Below are 16,236 nucleotides of genomic sequence, written 5' to 3' on the forward strand. Positions count from 1 at the left end.
CATGCACGTCGAACACTCCGAAGACTTCTGGCTGCACGAGCATTACGAATTTTCGATGCCCGAACTGGCCCAGCTGACCGGCCTGTCGGAAGCGGAATTGCATAGCTGGGTGGACGAAGGCCTGATCACCCCACGGGATCCGGCGGCCGCCGAATGGCGCTTCGGCGCCGATCGGCTGATCACGGTGCAGCGGATTTGCCGGCTGCGCAAGGATTTCGAACTGGAACCGCAGAGCCTGGGACTGGTGCTGCAACTGCTCGAACGCATACAGTCCCTGGAGACGCAAATCCGCGAGCTTCAAGCCAAGCGGCCGCGCATCCTCCGTTAGCATCGCGGCCGGCGGCGGCCTGGAGAGCCGCCCCCGACCCGGTCGTTCAAAGCCTAGACGGAGGGCCTCAGTTGCCCGCCTGCAGGTTCAGGCTGAGCTCGGTTTCGTCCCCTTTGCGGCGGATTTTCAGGCTGACTTTGTCACCCACCTCGAATTCGTCCAGGATCCCCAGCAGTTTGCCTACGCTGTCCACCGGCTTGCCGTTGACGGCCACGATGACGTCGCCGGGTACGAAGCTGCCGTCCCGATTGACGTTGGAGCCCTTCAAGCCGGCGGCTTCGGCGGAGGAACCGGGCGTCACCCGAAGCACGATGACGCCTTCAATGCCCAGTTGGCGGCCGATGGCCTTGTTCAGGCCGTCGTCCACTTGTATGCCCAGCACCGGGCGTATGTATTTTCCGCGCGCGATCAGTTGGGGTACCACGCGGTTCACCGTGTCCACCGGTACGGCGAAGCCGACGCCCGAACTGGCTCCCGAGGGGCTATAGATCGCCGTGTTGATGCCGATCAGCCGTCCGGCCGAATCCAGCAGCGGTCCACCGGAATTGCCGGGGTTGATGGCGGCATCGGTCTGTATCAGGTGCTCGATGGTGGCGCCGTTTTCTTCGGTCAAGGACCGGTCCAGCGCGGACACGATGCCCGTGGTGAGCGTCAGGTCGAGACCGAAAGGGTTGCCGATGGCGAGGACCTTCTGTCCGACCTTCAGGTCGTGACTGGTGCCTATGGGTAAGGGTGCGGGCGAATTGAAACCCACGCCGACCCTCAGCACCGCCAGATCATGAGCCGGGCTGGCGCCCACCAGCTTGGCCTGCAATTCACGGCCATCGGCGAGGCGGACACGCGCCTCGGACGCGCCTTGGATGACGTGGAAATTGGTCACGACCAGGCCTTTGTCGTCCCAGATGAAACCGGTACCGGTACCTCGCGGAACGCTGAACACATTGCGGCTCCACGGATCGAGCACCTTCTCCAGGGTGCTGATATAAACCACCGCGGCTTTGGTTCTTTCGAACAGGTCTATGGTGGATTTTTCGTCGGGCGTCAGGTCTCCCCGCGGGCTGATGGCCCGCGGCGTTCCGCCGCCCGACCCCAGGGACCACGCCGGCTGAAAAATAGCGGCGAGCATCAAGAGGCCGACCACCCAAGCGCGTGACTTGGCGCAAACCCCGGAACGTGCGTTAAGCATGGCTGCACTCCATGTAATGGCTGGTTAGATTCATCATGCCGCCGGCCAGGGCCCTCTCCAAGGCCCGGCCATTGGATATTTTTGCCGTCCGCCGGCAAACCAGATCGCAGGCAACTCCGTCCGATCCTGCAGGATGCGCGTCATGCCGCCTGTCGTGCCCGCACCCTCGGCCGGGACGACAGGCGGCGTTGGCTCCTGAGCGACGGGCTCGCGCCCAAGCGAGCGATGACTCAGCCGGTGGTGACTTCGATCTTGCGCGGCCGCGTTTCCGGGCGCTTGTGTATGCGCAGGGTGAGGACACCATCTTTCAGGGACGCCTCGATATTGCCGGTTTCCAGTTCGCTGCTCAAGGCAAAACTCCGGCGATAGCGGGTGGAGCGTACATCGGCGTACAGGGGTTTGATGTCCGCCGGCGCGTCGATATGGACTTCTCCCTCGATCACCAGGGTGTCGTTATCCACCTGGATATTCAGGCTCTCCTTGGAAACACCGGGAATGTCGGCGATCAGGGTAATGCCCTCGGCGTCCTCGCTGATATCGACCGGCGGCTGCAGGATGGGCCGGGTGTCGGCCGATTCGGCGGCGGGTTTCGGGTTTTCGACGATTTCTTTTTTCGCGACCATGATGCACCTCCCGACAATTACTTGATTTCGATCTGCCGCGGCCTGGAGGCCTCGCGCCGCTGCACGGCGACGTGCAGGATGCCGTCGGTATATTGGGCTACCACGCGCTCGGGATCGACGTCCTCCGGCAGGGTGATCACGCGGCGGAATTCGCCCTGGAAGCGCTCCTTGCGGTAATAGCGCGCATTTTCCGCCTCGGGCGATTTGCGCTCGCCCGAAATCGTGAGCAGGTTCTGCTGTATGGATACATCCAGGGTTTTGCTGTCGAGGCCGGCGCTGAATACATAGACATCGACTTTTTCCGGCGTGACCCCGACGTTGATGGGCGGGAATGTTCCCTTGACGACGGACCGTATAGCCGGAAGCCGCCCGCCGCGACCGAACAATTCGTCCACCTGCTGTTCCAGGCGCCTGAACTCATCGAACAGGCTACCTTCTAGATTGGTCAAGTTACCAAACATGGCGATACCTCCTATGAGTGAGTTGGGTCGAAACACGACCGATCGTCTAAGTAGTGACCGGGCGGCAGGATTTCAAGCCTCCGCTCGAATCATCCGTCCTGAGCCGGGACAACGCGCGGAATCGCCCGCTAACCCGGCTCTCCGATGAGCCGGCGGAATTCCGCGATGTCTCCTATAGGCGCCAGGCATTCGGTGCCGGCACAGACATAGGCCACCACGCCGCCCGTGGGGCGGCGTTCCGCCAGCGCCGGCGGCAGATCCGTTTCCCCTGCCGGGATGGCCAGACACAGGACCGGCCGGCCGGCGGCGGCTTCCTGCCAAGCGCCCAAAGCGCCCGCTTCCCCGCGCAGCACCACGAGTCTGCGCGGACGCAGCCATTCGCAGACGGCCAGCAACATCGTCCCGTGCGCGACGGGATAGCGCCGCAGTTCGGGCGTCGCGAGTCTGAGCGCCCGTGCTCCCGCATCCAGATAGGACAACTCGCCGAGGATCTGCCCCAGTCTCAACAGGGACAGCGCGGCAACGGCATTCCCCGACGACATGGATTCGTCCTGGAAGGGCTTTGCCCGGTGGATCAAGGCCTCGTGATCGTGGGCGGTGAAATAGAATCCGCCCCGTTCTCGATCCTCGAAGCGGGCCAGCAACACGTCGGCCAGTTCGCCGGCCCAGCGGCCATGCGCGGACGACCAGCGGCATTGCAGCAATTCCAGGGCCGCGTCGATCAGGAAGGCGTAATCGTCGAGATAAGCGGAAAAGCGCCCGCGCCCGTCTTTCCAGGTCGCGCGTAGGCGGCCTTCGACCCAAAGCTCGCGGTGAAGAAAATCGAAAGCGTCCCGCGCCGCCGCGGTGAAATCCTCCCGTCCCAACACGCGGCCGGCTTGCGCCAGCCCCTTGATCATCAGGGCATTCCAGGCCGTCAGTATCTTGTCGTCCCGGCCCGGCCGCACGCGCCGCTTGCGGACTTCAAGAAGAGCCGCCCTGGCGCGCGCCAGCCGGGTTTCGACCTCCGTCGCCGGCATTCCGAGTTTCGCGGAGGCCTCCTCCAGGCGTTCCGAGATGCGAAGATGCCAATGGCCCTCGAAATTGGGCGCCCGGTCGAGTCCATAGTGACGGGCGAACAAGGCCTCGTCGTCCGGCTCCAGAACGTTCTGCACTTCGTCGCGAGACCAGACGTAATAACGCCCCTCCTCGCCTTCCGAATCGGCGTCCAGGCTGGAATAAAAGCCGCCTTCCGGTGCCCGCATCTCGCGCAGAACCCATGCCCCCGTCTCCTCAGCGACGCGGCGGAAAAACTCATCGCCCGTCGCCTGCCAAGCCCGGGCATACAAACCCAGCAAGGGGCCGTTGTCGTAAAGCATTTTTTCGAAGTGCGGTATGGTCCATTCCGCATCGACCGAATAGCGGCAAAACCCGCCGCCCAAATGATCGTAGATTCCCCCTTCGGCCATTTTTCTGAGGCTGAACAGCGCCTGCTCACGCGCCTGCCCGCCCTGCTCGAACAAGAACTCCAGGGCGCCGACATGGGGAAACTTGGGCGCATGGCCGAACCCGCCATGGACCCGGTCCAAACCGGCCAGGAGTTCGCCCACGGCCGCAGCCAGCAGGGCATCGTCCGGATCCTGTGGGGAAACCTCGGTCGAAGCCAGCTCGCTCAAGGTGCCGAGCAAGGCCTCGTTGTTTTGCGCCAGCGCTTCCTTTTGCCGGCCGTACCAGTCGGCCGCCTGCTTGAGCAGCGACTCGAAGCCCGGCAGGTTATAACGGGCGGTCTTGGGGAAATAAGTGCCGGCGAAAAAAGGCGCCAGGTTATGCGGGTTGAGAAATACCGTGAGCGGCCAGCCTCCCGAGCGCCGGGACAGCAGCTGGTGCGCCAGTTGATAGGCCTTGTCGAGATCGGGCCGCTCCTCGCGGTCGACCTTGATATTGACGAACAAGGCGTTCATGACCTCGGCCGTGGCTTCGTCCTCGAAGGACTCGTGGGCCATGACATGGCACCAGTGGCAGGCCGAATAGCCGATCGAGAGCAATATGGGCTTGTCCTCCGATCTGGCTTGCTCGAGCGCCTCCGCTCCCCACGGGTACCAGTCGACGGGGTTGTGGGCGTGCTGCAGCAAATAGGGACTGGTTTCGGCGGCCAGACGGTTCGGAACCGGACTACGGGATGCCATGGAATGAATTCCCCGGGGGCAGTGGACGATGTTTGGGGCCGGATTGAAAACCGGCCCGTTGACTATACCCGCAGCAACCGGGGGTCACCACCGCCGTGTTGCACCCTGCGGCCGTTTCATCGTCCGTCCTGGCGCCACCCGGCAAGCCACGGGCCCGGCACGCGCCGGTGCGCCGAGGCATTTGAGTCTCCCCGATTTTATCCCTACTATTGAGAACCGCATGCGCCGTTGCCCCGCGCGCGCCCAACGATAAGACCAAGAATCGAGATGAACTCGAAAGCCGCCCCCTCTATTCCCATAGACCGACTAACCTGGAACCGGCTATTCCGGGGCATCCGGATCTACATCGAGTCTCCGGACGCCGGAGCCCAGGCCAAGCGGCGCTTCGCCGCGCTCATCGGCCTGATGTTCGCCCTCAATGGCCTCAATGTCGTGAACAGCTACGTCGGCCGCGACTTCTTCACCGCCATCGAACACCGCAGCATGAGCGGCTTCGTAGGCTGGGCGCTGGCCTACGTGGGCGTGTTTGCCGTTCTGACGGTGAGCGCGGTGATCTTTCGCTACTGCGAAGAAAGCCTGGGATTGCATTGGCGCGAATGGCTGACCCGGCGCTTGATCGGTCGCTACCTCGACCATCACGTCTATTACCGCATCGATACCAGCGGCGAGGTTGCGAACCCGGACCAGCGCATGACCGACGATGTGCGCGCATTCACCGTCACCACCCTGTCGTTCCTGCTGATGGTCATGAATGCCAGCTTTACCGTCGTTGCCTTCTCCGGCGTACTCTGGTCCATCAGCCCCCTGTTGTTCCTGGTGGCCGTGCTCTATGCGGCGCTCGGCTCCTACCTGACCATCGTGCTGGGACGCCCGCTGGTAGGCCTCAGTTACGGGCAACTCGACAAGGAAGCCGCTTTCCGGGCCGATCTGGTCCACATCTGCGAAAACGCCGAATCGGTCGCGCTGCTGCACCGCGAACACCGCATGCTCTTGCGCCTGAGCAAACACTTCGGGCAGTTGGTGACCAACTTTCAGGAGATCATTCGAATCAATCGCAACCTGGGCTACTTCACCACCGGCTACAACTACCTGATACAAATCATTCCGGCCCTGGTCGTGGCCCCCCTGTTCATCCATGGCGAGGTCGAATTCGGCGTCATCGCCCAGGCGGCCATCGCCTTTTCCCTGCTGTTGGGCGCTTTCTCGCTGATAGTGACCAACTTTCAGTCCATTTCCGCCTACGCCGCCGTGATCACCCGCGTGGGCACGCTCAGCGAGGCGATCGAGGGCGCTGCGGCGGCTCCCGCTCCGACCTGCGGATACATGGGCGAGGAAATGCGGCCGATAGCCCCGACCGCCATCCAGGTGTGCGAGGACAAGCACCGCCTGGCCTACGAGGGCTTGACCTTGTATTCGCCGCACGACGGCCACGTGCTGATTAGCAACCTGACCGCCTCCGTTCCCGAAGGAATGCGCCTGCTGATACTCGGGCCGAACGACCCCGCCAAACTAGCCCTGCTCAGAACCACCGCGGGCATGTGGGAACACGGCGAAGGGAATATCGTGCGGCCCGATTTCGGCAACATCTTCTTTCTCCCGGAGCGGCCTTACATGCCTCCGGGAACCCTGCGCGAACTGCTGGTCAGAACAGGATGGGAAGATCGCACCGCGGATGATGAGTTGCTGAATACGCTCCGGACCCTGGGCCTCGAATCGCTCGTCGAGCGCGCGGAAGGACTCGATACCGAGCAGGATTGGGACGACCTGCTTTCGCTGCGGGAACAGCAAATGATCGCTTTCTCCAGGCTGCTGCTGGCCCGCCCGAAATTCGTGGTACTGGACCGCGTCACCACCTCGCTGCCGCCCGAAGATGTGACACGGATGCTGAACATATTGGCAAAATACGGCATCACCTATGTCACCATAGGCCGCACCCGGCACGGGCGGCGCGACACCGACGACAGGCTGGAAAACTACGACGCCGTGCTGCAGATCGACGCCGTGGGCGACTGGGTTTGGAAATCCGTCAAAAACGGCGAAATAGTGGAAAATAACAGGGGCGCCACTCCCCTCTGAGCGATACCCCTCTTAAACTCCAGACAACGATGCCGGCAGGTGTGCCGGTCGAGAGGAAACTTGAAGATATGATGACCCGAAGAGAACTGATACACCGAATTTTCGCCCTGGCCGCATGGGGCGCGCTGAACCCCTTGAATGCCCTGTCCGGCTCGGCGCGGGCGGACGACGACGAAGCCGTTCCGTTCAACAAGGCCTGGCTGCGCGAGCAGGCGAAAACCCTCTCCGAAAGCAAATTCACCCCGCCCAAGGGTCAGTTGCCCGCCTGGATAGAAAGCCTCGATTGGGACGGCTACCAGTCCATACGCTTCAACAACGAGCACTCGCTGTGGCGCGAAGGCGGCCTGCCCTACCAGGCCCGGCTCTTCCATCTGGGGCTGTTCTTCAAGCATCCGGTCACTCTGCACGAAGTGGTCGACGGCCTGGCCCGGCCCATCCATTTTTCTCCCGAACTGTTCGACTACACGGGCAAGACCAAACCTCCCAAGAAATCCGGCGACCTCGGCTTCGCAGGCTTCCGGATCCACCACCAGGACGATTTCGAGCGCGACATGTTTTCCTTCCTCGGCGCGAGCTACTTCCGCGCCGTGGGTTCGAGCAAGCAATACGGCTTGTCGGCCCGGGGACTGGCCATCGACACCGGCATGAACCGGCCGGAAGAGTTTCCCGAGTTCAAATCCTTCTGGCTGGAGCGCCCCAAATCTGGCGCGGAAAATCTCACCATCCACGCCCTGCTCGACAGTCCCAGCGTCACCGGGGCTTATACCTTCGTGGTCAAGACCGGCGAACCGACGGTCATGCAGGTGGAAAGCCATCTCTTCCCGCGCAAGACCATCGAGCGCATCGGCATCGCACCCCTGACCTCCATGTATCAGACCGGCGAAAACGATCGCCGCGTGTCGGACGATTTTCGCCCGGAGATCCACGATTCCGACGGACTGGCTCTCTGGACCGGGACCGACGAGTGGATCTGGCGCCCGCTGGTCAATCCCGCGCATATGCGGGTCAACTCCTTCTTCGACGAAAACCCGCGTGGTTTCGGCCTACTGCAGCGCGACCGCGATTTCGACCACTACCTGGACGACGGCGCCTATTACGACAAGCGTCCTTCGCTTTGGATCGAACCCAAGGGCGCCTGGGGCAAGGGCTCGGTGCAACTGGTGGAGATCCAGAGTCCGGACGAAACCTTCGACAACATCGTGGTGTTCTGGAATCCCTCCGAACCGGTTATCCCCGGAAAGGAACTGAGCTTCCAGTACACCATGTACTGGGGAGCCAATCCGCACCAGCAGTCGCCCGCGGCCCAGGTCATCGCAACCCGCATCGGCGTGGGCGGCATCCCGGGGCAGAAGAAGAAAATACCTTCGCGCAAGTTCGTCATCGACTTTCAGGGCGGACGCCTGGAACAACTGGCCAAGGACGCCAAGGTCGAAGCCGTCGTCACCGCCTCGCGGGGCACCATCACCGCGGTGGCGGCCCGGCCGATCAAGGAATTGTACGGATGGCGCTGCAATTTCGACCTGGTCACGGATAACAGCCGGGAACCGGTGGATCTGCGCTGCTACCTGCGCGACGCGCAGGGCGCGCTGACCGAAACCTGGCTCTATCAATGGACCCCGCCCGCCTGACGGACCACTCTGCTGATCTAAAAAAACCGGCCATGAGGCCGGTTTTTTTATGCCTGCCGAAGCCCGCGATCAGGGGCTAACCGTTTGGCTATAGCTGAATTGCTTGCCCTGGTTGTCCTTGATTTCGGCCTTCAGTTCACCTGCCTTATCCGGCACGAAATAAAAGCGGAAATTGGGGTCGGCGCTCACGGCGATATCGGTTTGCGCGGTCAGGATGGGCTTGCCGTTGAAGCTCACCTTCACTTCGTCGACGAAGTGCGCCGGCTTGATCAGACGGCTGATCTGATCCATCTGCATGCCGGTGATGTTGGGATGGCTGATCAGCAATTGGGCCAGATTGGGCTGCTGCGGATTCAGCTTGTCCCCTTCCAACTTGAACTTCATCTTGCCCAGGCGCGCCATGGCCGCCTCCAGATCCGCGCCCAAGGGCGCGGAGCAGCCGCCGCTGGCCTTGACGTAGACCTTGTGCATGCTCAGCTTGCCGTCGTTGGTTTCCGCAATGGCGCGCACGTGGGTATAGGCGTTCAGCCTCAGCCGCAACGCGATATCGGCCTTGCCGCTGTCCGGGGTGAAATGGAAGGCCGCGGCGAACGGTGTGGGATTGTTGTCGACGATCAAGGTGAGGGTCTTGATGAACTTGTCCTTGCTTTGCGGGAACTTGGCGCTCACGGATATCGGTGCCAACGCCGGGTCTTCGGCGCGATAGGGCGCCGTCAGCTCGACGACGTCGGTTCCCTCGGCGATGGGCCGGTCGCCGAAAAACTTCTGCTTCAGCCCGCCCAGCCACGCGGTCTCTTCCTCGCCGGCGGCGAGGATCGCCTGGCTGGCCAACGACAATGCCGCCAGCACGAGCCAAAACAGCAAAGGATTAGTCTTGCGCATGATGAATACCTCTAAGGGTGGGGGAAGTCGGTATCGTGTCGGGGCGAGGACTCAATCCTCTTCCCATTCCAGCTCGGCGAACGCGGTGGAGACGTTGCGCTTGTGAAACTCGTCGAACAAGGCCCATTCGGCGCGGCCCGCATGCCCTACGCCTGCGATGGCCTGCTCCATGGTCCTGCCCTGCTTGATGTAGGCACGTATCTCCGCGCGCAGCTTCTCCAGATACCAGAGTTCCCGCGCGGCGGCCTGGGGCCAATCGGTCACCGCCGGCCCATGGCCGGGTATCGCGCGCGCGGCGGGAATTTTCCGCAGGATTTCCAACTCTTTGATCCAACCGTTCAGACTACCGTCCACGACCGGGACGTGCCCGAGGAAAAGCAGGTCGGCCAGCCACAGCGTGCGGGTCTTGTCGTCGTATACGCTGAGGTCGCTGTCGGTATGCGCGGGACCGTGCGCGGTGAGTGTCAAAGCCCGTCCCCCCAGATCGATTTTCCGCGTCCGCTCGACTTCTTCGTCCGGAGGAATGAAGTCCGCGTCGGTCAGCGTGAAACCCAAGTCGCGGTTGGCCTTGTCCCTATAATAAGGTGCGCGCGCCGCCATGGACTGCGCCAGCTTGCGATGACCGATGAATATCACCCCCGGCTGCCTGAAGGCCCGGTTGCCGTAGATATGATCGGGGTGCACGTGCGTATTAATGACGTAACACACCGGTACGGCGGTCCGGGCCTTGATCGCCGCGAGCAAAGCGTCCCCCTGGGCGGGGCTGCCGCCGGTGTCGATCACCGCCACGCATTTTTCCCCGACGATGAAGCCGATATTGGCGATTTCCCCGTGGTTGGTGGAATCGGGCAGTTGGTGCACGCCCTGGTGTACATAGACGCCCTGGGCGACTTCCTGCAGGCTTAGCGGTTCCGCCGATACGACGCCTACATAGCCCGCCGCCAGCAAGACTATGCATCGCGCCCAGTTTTCAAGCATGTTCTCTGATCTCCTACCTCGGGATAAGCCCGGTTGGGCGGGGATCCCCGCCCAACCACGATGCGGATTCTCCACTCCCGAACTAGGATATTCAACCGCGGATGTGGACACCCCGGAGCTACCGCCAAGCAAACTCGCAGGTAAGCAAGCCGCCTACCGTCCGACCTGACCGATACTCGCGGCGAAACCGGCCCTGCGGCGAGAGAAATTCAGCATCAACAGACGGTTTCAGGCCTCCGGCCAAGAACGCCCTCGTGGTTGACTTTTATCCTGAAATAATTCAATTTACGCCGCCAGACGGGCTGGTCGGGCAGTTTTCTCGGCTCCATTAGGGAAAATCTCCCATTCCAAGAACAACAATCCGTCCTAAGCAAATTTAGTGCTCCATTGACATCAAACATGTGCGTGTTCCGTCCCAGTGCGGTACACGAGGAGGAAGACATATGAAAAAACCCGTAAAAAGTTGGCTGATTGCGGCTTCGGTTGCCTCTCTTCTGGCAGCACCGGTCGTCTCTCAGGCGAACGCCGAAGTCGAGAAACTCATCAAGGAAGCCGCCAACTGGGCGACCTGGGGTGGTGACTACGCCGGCACCCGCTACAGCACGCTGACCCAGATCAACTCCCAAACCGCCAAGAGCCTCCAGCCCGTATGGACCTTCTCCACCGGCGCACTGCGCGGTCACGAAGGCGGCCCGCTGGTCGTCAATGGCACGATCTACATCCATACCGGCTATCCCCACAAGATTTATGCGCTGGATCAAGACACCCAGACCATCAAGTGGGAATACCAGTACAGTCCGGATCAAGGCACCGACCCGACCCAGGTCATCAGCGTAATGTGCTGCGACGTGGTCAACCGTGGTCTGGCTTATGGCGACGGCAAGATCTTCATCGCCCAGGGTGACGCCACCCTGGTGGCTCTGGACGCCACCACCGGCAAACAAGTTTGGCGCATCAAGAACGGCGACCCGAAACTGGGCCAGACCAATACCAACGCGCCCATCGTCGTCAAGGACAAGGTCATCACCGGTATTTCCGGCGGTGAATTCGGCGTGCGCGGTTACATCGCCGCCTACAACATCAAGGACGGCAGCCTGGCTTGGAAGGCTTACAGCATCGGTCCCGATGACGACCTGAAGGTCGATCCGGAAAAGACCACCACCTGGACCGACGGCAAAGTCGCTCCGGTCGGCAAGGACTCTTCTCTGAAGACCTGGCAGGGCGACCAGTGGAAGATCGGCGGCGGCACCACCTGGGGCTGGTACAGCTATGACGCAGGCCTGAACTCCATTTACTACGGTTCCGGCAACCCGTCCACCTGGAACCCGGTACAGCGTCCGGGCGACAACAAATGGTCCATGACCATCTGGTCGCGCGACGTCGACACCGGCAAGGCCAACTGGGTTTACCAGATGACCCCGCACGACGAATGGGACTACGACGGCATCAACGAAATGACGCTGATCGACCTGCCCCTGAAGGACGCCAACGGCAAGGAACACACCAAGCTGTTGACCCACTTCGACCGTAACGGCTTCGGCTACACCCTGGACCGCGCAACCGGCGAACTGCTGGTGGCCGAGAAGTTCGACAAGGCTGTCAACTGGGCGACCCACGTCGACCTGAAGAGCGGCCGTCCGCAGGTTGTGTCTCAGTACTCCACCCAGGCGGGTGGCGAAGACCACAATCAGAAGGGCATCTGCCCCTCGGCCATGGGCTCCAAGAACCAGCCCCCGGTCACCTTCTCGCCCAAGACCAAGCTGATCTACATCCCGGGCAACCACACCTGCATGGACTACGAGCCGTTCCAGGTTGAGTACACCGCCGGTCAGCCGTATGTCGGCGCCACGCTGAACATCTATCCGGCCAAGGTCAACGTGAAGACCGGCCAGCCGGAAGAGAAGTTGCACATGGGCTCCTTCACCGCATGGGATCCGACCACCGGCAAGATCGCCTGGCAGTTCGACGAACCCTTCTCCCTGTGGAGCGGCTTCGTTTCCACCGCGGGTGACGTCGTGATCTACGGTACGCTGGAAGGCTACCTGAAGGTCCGCGACGCCAACACCGGCGCCGAACTGTACAAGTTCAAGACTCCGTCCGGCATCATCGGCAACGTCAGCACCTGGGCACACAACGGCAAGCAGTATGTCGGCGTGCTGTCAGGTCTGGGCGGCTGGGCTGGCGTCGGCGAAGCAGCCGGCCTGGAAGGTGCAACCGAAGGTCTGGGCGCCGTGGGCGCCTACAAGGGCCTGAAGGCGCACGGCAAGCTGGGTGGCGTGTTCACTGTGTTCGCTCTGCCCAACAATTAATCCGACCCGCTCGGATAATTGACCCGAAAACGCCCCGGCCCGAGCAATCGGCCGGGGCGTTTTTCATTCCAGTCTCAGTAGGCCCGGCGCGGCGAATCTTTCCCCGCGCATCCGGTCTTAGTCTCCTCTCCATTTACGGAAAACGTCATGAAACACCGTGCGTTACCTCTCGGCCTGGGGCTGTTGGCGCTATCGCTCGCCCCGTCGGCCCAGGCCTGGGAAGGCAAAACTTTCAAGGTCTGCGCCGACCCGAACAATCCTCCCTATTCCGACAAGAAAGGACAGGGCTACGAAAACAAGATCGCCGAACTGCTAGCCAAAGAACTCGGCAAAAAGGTCGAATACACCTGGTTTCCCCAGCGCATGGGCTTCATCCGCAACACGCTGAGATCGCAGGATCCGGAAACCGAGGAGTACAAGTGTGACGTCATCATCGGCATGCCCACCGGGGCCGAACTGGTCGCCACCACCCAGCCTTATTACACCTCCACCTACGCCCTCGTTTACGCCAAGAAGCGCGGCTGGGACGATATCGAGTCGGCCGACGATCTCGACAAGCTGCCGGAAAGCCGCAAGGCCAAGCTCAAGATCGCCATGTATGACGGCTCGCCTGCGACGACCTGGCTGCTGAATCACAAGCTGGTCGACTATGCCGTCCCCGTGCGATCCATGACCGCCGACGCCACGGTCAACACGGCCCAGTCCCTGGAAAAAGACATCAAGGACGGCAAGCTGGACATGGCCATCGTCTGGGGCCCCATCGCGGGTTATCTGGAACTCCACAACAAAGGCGGATTCGAAGTCATCCCCGTGAAATCGGAAGAAGGCGTCAAATTCGAATTTCCCATCTCCATTGGCGTGCGCATCCCGGACAAGGCGCGCAAGGAGGAGCTGAACAAGCTCATCGAGAAGAACGCCTCGGCCATCCAGAAGATCCTCAAAGACTACCGCGTCCCTCTGGTCGATTAAGTTATCGGCTCGCGGGAATCCAGGCGATCTGACCCGCGTTTCAAGCCACATGCCACCCGGACGGGGTTTGCGCCCCGCCCGCACTATTCGCCCCCCTACCCTACGGTATTTGCCCATGTCCCGGACGGCTGTATTCCTGACCCTGTGGTTCCTGATCGTACTGGGTGGCTGCGCCGACTACGGCGGTGGTTATGGCTACAGAGGCGCATCGAGCTACCCGGGATACGGGGCTTATGAGCCCCACGACTATGGCCGGTATCCGCCGTATTACTACGGTTACCCGAGTCCAGATCCCTATCAGCGCCAACGGGCATTAAGCCTCGAGCTCCAGATGCGGCAGCAGGAGCGTTACTATCGTGAACGCATGGAGGCGCTGAATCGGCGCATTCAGCAGCAGCGCGCCGCCCTGGAAGCCCAGCGGCGGCACGAGCAGGCGGAGTTGTATGCCGAACTGGCCAGACGCCGAGCCAGCGACGCGGAACGAGCCGGCTTCGAGCAGGAACTGCGTCGGCGCCATGCCGCCGAGGACGAACACCTCCGCCATTCGTACGAGGAGGAAGAACATCACCTGCATCGGGAGCGCGCCCGCACCGAACGGGAGTTGAACGTCCAGCGGCAAATGCTTGAAAACCAGACGCCCGCCCGCGGCGCCCAACCAAGCACATTGACCGCGACACCGGATCAACCCCGGCCTTTACCGCCCCCCCCGCCCGCACAAGTCATCGGTGGGCCGGTTCCTCCCGTCGCCCCCATGGCGTCGCCATCGCCGACTCCGGAGGCTAGCGCCGCGCCGGCAATCCCGATCACATCGACTCCCGAATTACCCGCCCCCACAACCTCGCCGGCACCGGCCGCGCCCATCCTGAGCGCCCCGATCGAGCCTGGGCGGCTCCCGACCGCCGCCGTTGAACCGTCCATCCGCGTGGAACCTGTGCCTCCGGTGTATATACCCGAGCCGCCCATCGTCGTACCGAGCCAGCAGCCCAGCGCAGCCTTGCCGCCGCCCCCGCCAGTTGCACCCCAAGCCGTCCCGGAAACACTCATCGCGCCGCCCGCAGCGGTCGAAACCGGCCTGCGTACTGGCACCGCGCTAGAGCCGCCGCCTGTTACAGCCCCCGAGCCCCCACGCATAAGCTTGCCGGCCGAGACTAGCCCGCCGCAGGCCATGCCACCCGTCGCCGCGCCACCACCACCCGAACCCGTGTCTCCGGCTCCCTCGGCGTCCGAACCCGCTGCGCCCGAGTCGGACAAAAAGCCGAGCAAGAAAGAGCAAGCGGACGACGCCTCTCCGGCCACGCCCCATGCCGGCCCACCCGCCACACCCTGATACGCCGTTACAGGCCTACTTACGAAACATCATGCTCAGCTACCGCCACGCCTTTCACGCCGGCCTCCATGCCGATGCATTCAAGCACCTGGTTCTTACCCTGCTGGTTCGCTCCCTGCTCAACAAGGACAAAGCCTTTTTCTATCTGGATACCCACGCAGGAGCCGGTCGCTACGACCTGAGCTCCGACATGGCGCTCAAGAACCGCGAGTTCGAGACCGGCATCGCCCGCTTATGGGGGCAAGGCAAGGTGCCGGCAGCCGTGGAAGACTACTTGGCGGCCGTCCGCGCGACCAATCCCGCCGACCGACTGCGCTGGTATCCCGGCTCGCCACGTATCGTGAGGCACTTCCTGAGGCCGAAGGATCGCATGGTTTTATGCGAGCTTCATCCAAACGAAATCAAGCTCCTCACGTCGGAGTTCGCCGGCGATGGCCAGGTCAGGGTCGAACAGCAGGACGGTTATCAATCGCTGAAGGCCCACCTGCCGCCGCTCGAACGACGCGGGCTGGTGCATATCGACCCTTCTTTCGAACGCAAGGACGAGCGGCGGCATCTTCTGGCAGCCGTACAGGACGCCTACCGCCGCTGGGCTACGGGAATTTACGCCATCTGGTATCCCATCCAGGACCGGCGCGCCACCGACGACTTTCTGAAACGCCTGGAACGCACCGGTATCCGCAAAATACTGGTGGCGGAATTCTCGATACTCGACCGGGATGAATCCCTGCGCTTGACCGGCAGCGGCATGGTCATCATCAACCCGCCGTGGCAACTCGACGAGCAATTGAACACCCTGCTCCCGTGGCTATGGGAAAAGCTGTCGGTCGAAAAACAGGGGGGCCATAGGATCGAATGGCTATCGGGCGAATAGCCCGAAAATCGATTATCGCCGGAACATCAGCCGAACGGACGCTCGCGGCTCAAGCCTAGGGCGCCCACCTGCTAGCTCCTGCGGAGTCCAAGCCCCCTCGCTTTTTTCCTGTCATCCCGCACCTGGGGCATTTGACGCAATGACTCGCGTCAACCGGGAAACGATCTCAACCGCATGGAAGTTTGCGAACCATCCACGCACTACAGGGCTCCGGGGCAACACCACCGCCCCCGTTAATCCCGAAATTCAGGTCGCCGAGGCCCCTCCTCGCGTATGACGCGACGCGGACAACCGCTACCCTTGGTTCCGCCCCCGCCGTCAGCCCTATCTACCCCGCGCGATGAGTGAAATACCTCGGCGGTGAGCCATATGACGCATTGTCGAGTGAAGTCGAATGAGCTCTCGGCGAACTGGCAACCGCCGAAGGACT

The 16,236-nt window shown here is 62.2% G+C and carries 13 protein-coding genes; 7 read left to right on the forward strand and 6 right to left on the reverse strand.

Going from position 1 to position 16,236, the window contains the following annotated elements; all coding sequences use genetic code 11:
- Position 1 precedes the first annotated feature (1 nt).
- Positions 2-328 carry a chaperone modulator CbpM gene (locus JWZ97_RS07490; RefSeq protein ID WP_205434154.1) on the forward strand — a complete coding sequence of 109 codons (327 nt, stop codon included), beginning with the start codon at positions 2-4 and terminating at the stop codon, positions 326-328.
- Between the two features lie 67 nt (positions 329-395).
- On the opposite strand, the gene JWZ97_RS07495 is transcribed toward JWZ97_RS07490, so the two are convergent.
- The 4 genes from JWZ97_RS07495 to JWZ97_RS07510 all read right to left on the reverse strand — a co-directional run bounded on the left by JWZ97_RS07495 (position 396) and on the right by JWZ97_RS07510 (position 4,763).
- Positions 396-1,514, reverse strand: coding sequence for a S1C family serine protease (locus JWZ97_RS07495; RefSeq protein WP_205434155.1), 1,119 nt, complete (start codon positions 1,512-1,514; stop codon positions 396-398).
- A 230-nt stretch (positions 1,515-1,744) separates the two neighbouring features.
- Positions 1,745-2,137, reverse strand: coding sequence for an Hsp20/alpha crystallin family protein (locus tag JWZ97_RS07500; RefSeq protein WP_205434156.1), 393 nt, complete (start codon positions 2,135-2,137; stop codon positions 1,745-1,747).
- A 17-nt stretch (positions 2,138-2,154) separates the two neighbouring features.
- Positions 2,155-2,598: an Hsp20/alpha crystallin family protein gene (locus tag JWZ97_RS07505; RefSeq protein ID WP_205434157.1), complete on the reverse strand. Its 444-nt coding sequence runs from the start codon at positions 2,596-2,598 to the stop codon at positions 2,155-2,157.
- 128 nt (positions 2,599-2,726) lie between these two features.
- Complete coding sequence (locus tag JWZ97_RS07510) at positions 2,727-4,763, reverse strand: thioredoxin domain-containing protein (RefSeq protein ID WP_205434158.1); 2,037 nt, start codon at positions 4,761-4,763, stop codon at positions 2,727-2,729.
- A gap of 267 nt (positions 4,764-5,030) precedes the next feature.
- On the opposite strand from JWZ97_RS07510, the gene JWZ97_RS07515 reads away from it, so the two are divergent.
- Both JWZ97_RS07515 and JWZ97_RS07520 read left to right on the forward strand, forming a co-directional pair.
- Positions 5,031-6,839 carry an ABC transporter ATP-binding protein/permease gene (locus JWZ97_RS07515; RefSeq protein WP_205434159.1) on the forward strand — a complete coding sequence of 603 codons (1,809 nt, stop codon included), beginning with the start codon at positions 5,031-5,033 and terminating at the stop codon, positions 6,837-6,839.
- 68 nt (positions 6,840-6,907) lie between these two features.
- Positions 6,908-8,467, forward strand: a complete 1,560-nt coding sequence (locus tag JWZ97_RS07520) for a glucan biosynthesis protein (protein ID WP_205434160.1) — start codon at positions 6,908-6,910, stop codon at positions 8,465-8,467.
- A gap of 69 nt (positions 8,468-8,536) precedes the next feature.
- Here JWZ97_RS07520 and JWZ97_RS07525 read toward each other — a convergent pair whose 3' ends face one another.
- The gene (locus tag JWZ97_RS07525; protein WP_205434161.1) at positions 8,537-9,349 is read right to left on the reverse strand and encodes a quinoprotein dehydrogenase-associated SoxYZ-like carrier; all 813 of its coding nucleotides are present in this window, start codon (positions 9,347-9,349) and stop codon (positions 8,537-8,539) included.
- Positions 9,350-9,400: 51 nt separating this feature from the next.
- On the reverse strand, positions 9,401-10,327 hold the full coding sequence (locus JWZ97_RS07530) for a quinoprotein relay system zinc metallohydrolase 2 (RefSeq protein ID WP_205434162.1): 927 nt from the start codon (positions 10,325-10,327) through the stop codon (positions 9,401-9,403).
- Between the two features lie 443 nt (positions 10,328-10,770).
- On the opposite strand from JWZ97_RS07530, the gene JWZ97_RS07535 reads away from it, so the two are divergent.
- The 4 genes from JWZ97_RS07535 to JWZ97_RS07550 all read left to right on the forward strand — a co-directional run bounded on the left by JWZ97_RS07535 (position 10,771) and on the right by JWZ97_RS07550 (position 15,806).
- Entirely contained in the window at positions 10,771-12,636 is a 1,866-nt protein-coding gene (locus JWZ97_RS07535; RefSeq protein WP_205434163.1) for a methanol/ethanol family PQQ-dependent dehydrogenase, read from the forward strand.
- Positions 12,637-12,783: 147 nt separating this feature from the next.
- Complete coding sequence (locus JWZ97_RS07540) at positions 12,784-13,605, forward strand: quinoprotein dehydrogenase-associated putative ABC transporter substrate-binding protein (protein ID WP_205434164.1); 822 nt, start codon at positions 12,784-12,786, stop codon at positions 13,603-13,605.
- Between the two features lie 115 nt (positions 13,606-13,720).
- Positions 13,721-14,932, forward strand: a complete 1,212-nt coding sequence (locus JWZ97_RS07545) for a hypothetical protein (protein WP_205434165.1) — start codon at positions 13,721-13,723, stop codon at positions 14,930-14,932.
- Between the two features lie 31 nt (positions 14,933-14,963).
- The gene (locus JWZ97_RS07550) at positions 14,964-15,806 is read left to right on the forward strand and encodes a 23S rRNA (adenine(2030)-N(6))-methyltransferase RlmJ (RefSeq protein ID WP_205434166.1); all 843 of its coding nucleotides are present in this window, start codon (positions 14,964-14,966) and stop codon (positions 15,804-15,806) included.
- The last annotated feature ends 430 nt before the right edge of the window (positions 15,807-16,236 follow it).

It is taken from the genome of Methylococcus sp. EFPC2, assembly GCF_016925495.1.
Lineage (GTDB): Bacteria > Pseudomonadota > Gammaproteobacteria > Methylococcales > Methylococcaceae > EFPC2.

Coding starts and splice junctions, on each gene's coding strand:
- JWZ97_RS07515 (WP_205434159.1), top strand. CDS start 5,031: ATGAACTCGAAAGCCGCCCCCTCTATTCCCATAGACCGACTAACCTGG.
- JWZ97_RS07510 (WP_205434158.1), bottom strand. CDS start 4,763: ATGGCATCCCGTAGTCCGGTTCCGAACCGTCTGGCCGCCGAAACCAGT.
- JWZ97_RS07530 (WP_205434162.1), bottom strand. CDS start 10,327: ATGCTTGAAAACTGGGCGCGATGCATAGTCTTGCTGGCGGCGGGCTAT.
- JWZ97_RS07550 (WP_205434166.1), top strand. CDS start 14,964: ATGCTCAGCTACCGCCACGCCTTTCACGCCGGCCTCCATGCCGATGCA.
- JWZ97_RS07540 (WP_205434164.1), top strand. CDS start 12,784: ATGAAACACCGTGCGTTACCTCTCGGCCTGGGGCTGTTGGCGCTATCG.
- JWZ97_RS07535 (WP_205434163.1), top strand. CDS start 10,771: ATGAAAAAACCCGTAAAAAGTTGGCTGATTGCGGCTTCGGTTGCCTCT.
- JWZ97_RS07500 (WP_205434156.1), bottom strand. CDS start 2,137: ATGGTCGCGAAAAAAGAAATCGTCGAAAACCCGAAACCCGCCGCCGAA.
- JWZ97_RS07520 (WP_205434160.1), top strand. CDS start 6,908: ATGATGACCCGAAGAGAACTGATACACCGAATTTTCGCCCTGGCCGCA.
- JWZ97_RS07495 (WP_205434155.1), bottom strand. CDS start 1,514: ATGCTTAACGCACGTTCCGGGGTTTGCGCCAAGTCACGCGCTTGGGTG.
- JWZ97_RS07505 (WP_205434157.1), bottom strand. CDS start 2,598: ATGTTTGGTAACTTGACCAATCTAGAAGGTAGCCTGTTCGATGAGTTC.
- JWZ97_RS07490 (WP_205434154.1), top strand. CDS start 2: ATGCACGTCGAACACTCCGAAGACTTCTGGCTGCACGAGCATTACGAA.
- JWZ97_RS07525 (WP_205434161.1), bottom strand. CDS start 9,349: ATGCGCAAGACTAATCCTTTGCTGTTTTGGCTCGTGCTGGCGGCATTG.
- JWZ97_RS07545 (WP_205434165.1), top strand. CDS start 13,721: ATGTCCCGGACGGCTGTATTCCTGACCCTGTGGTTCCTGATCGTACTG.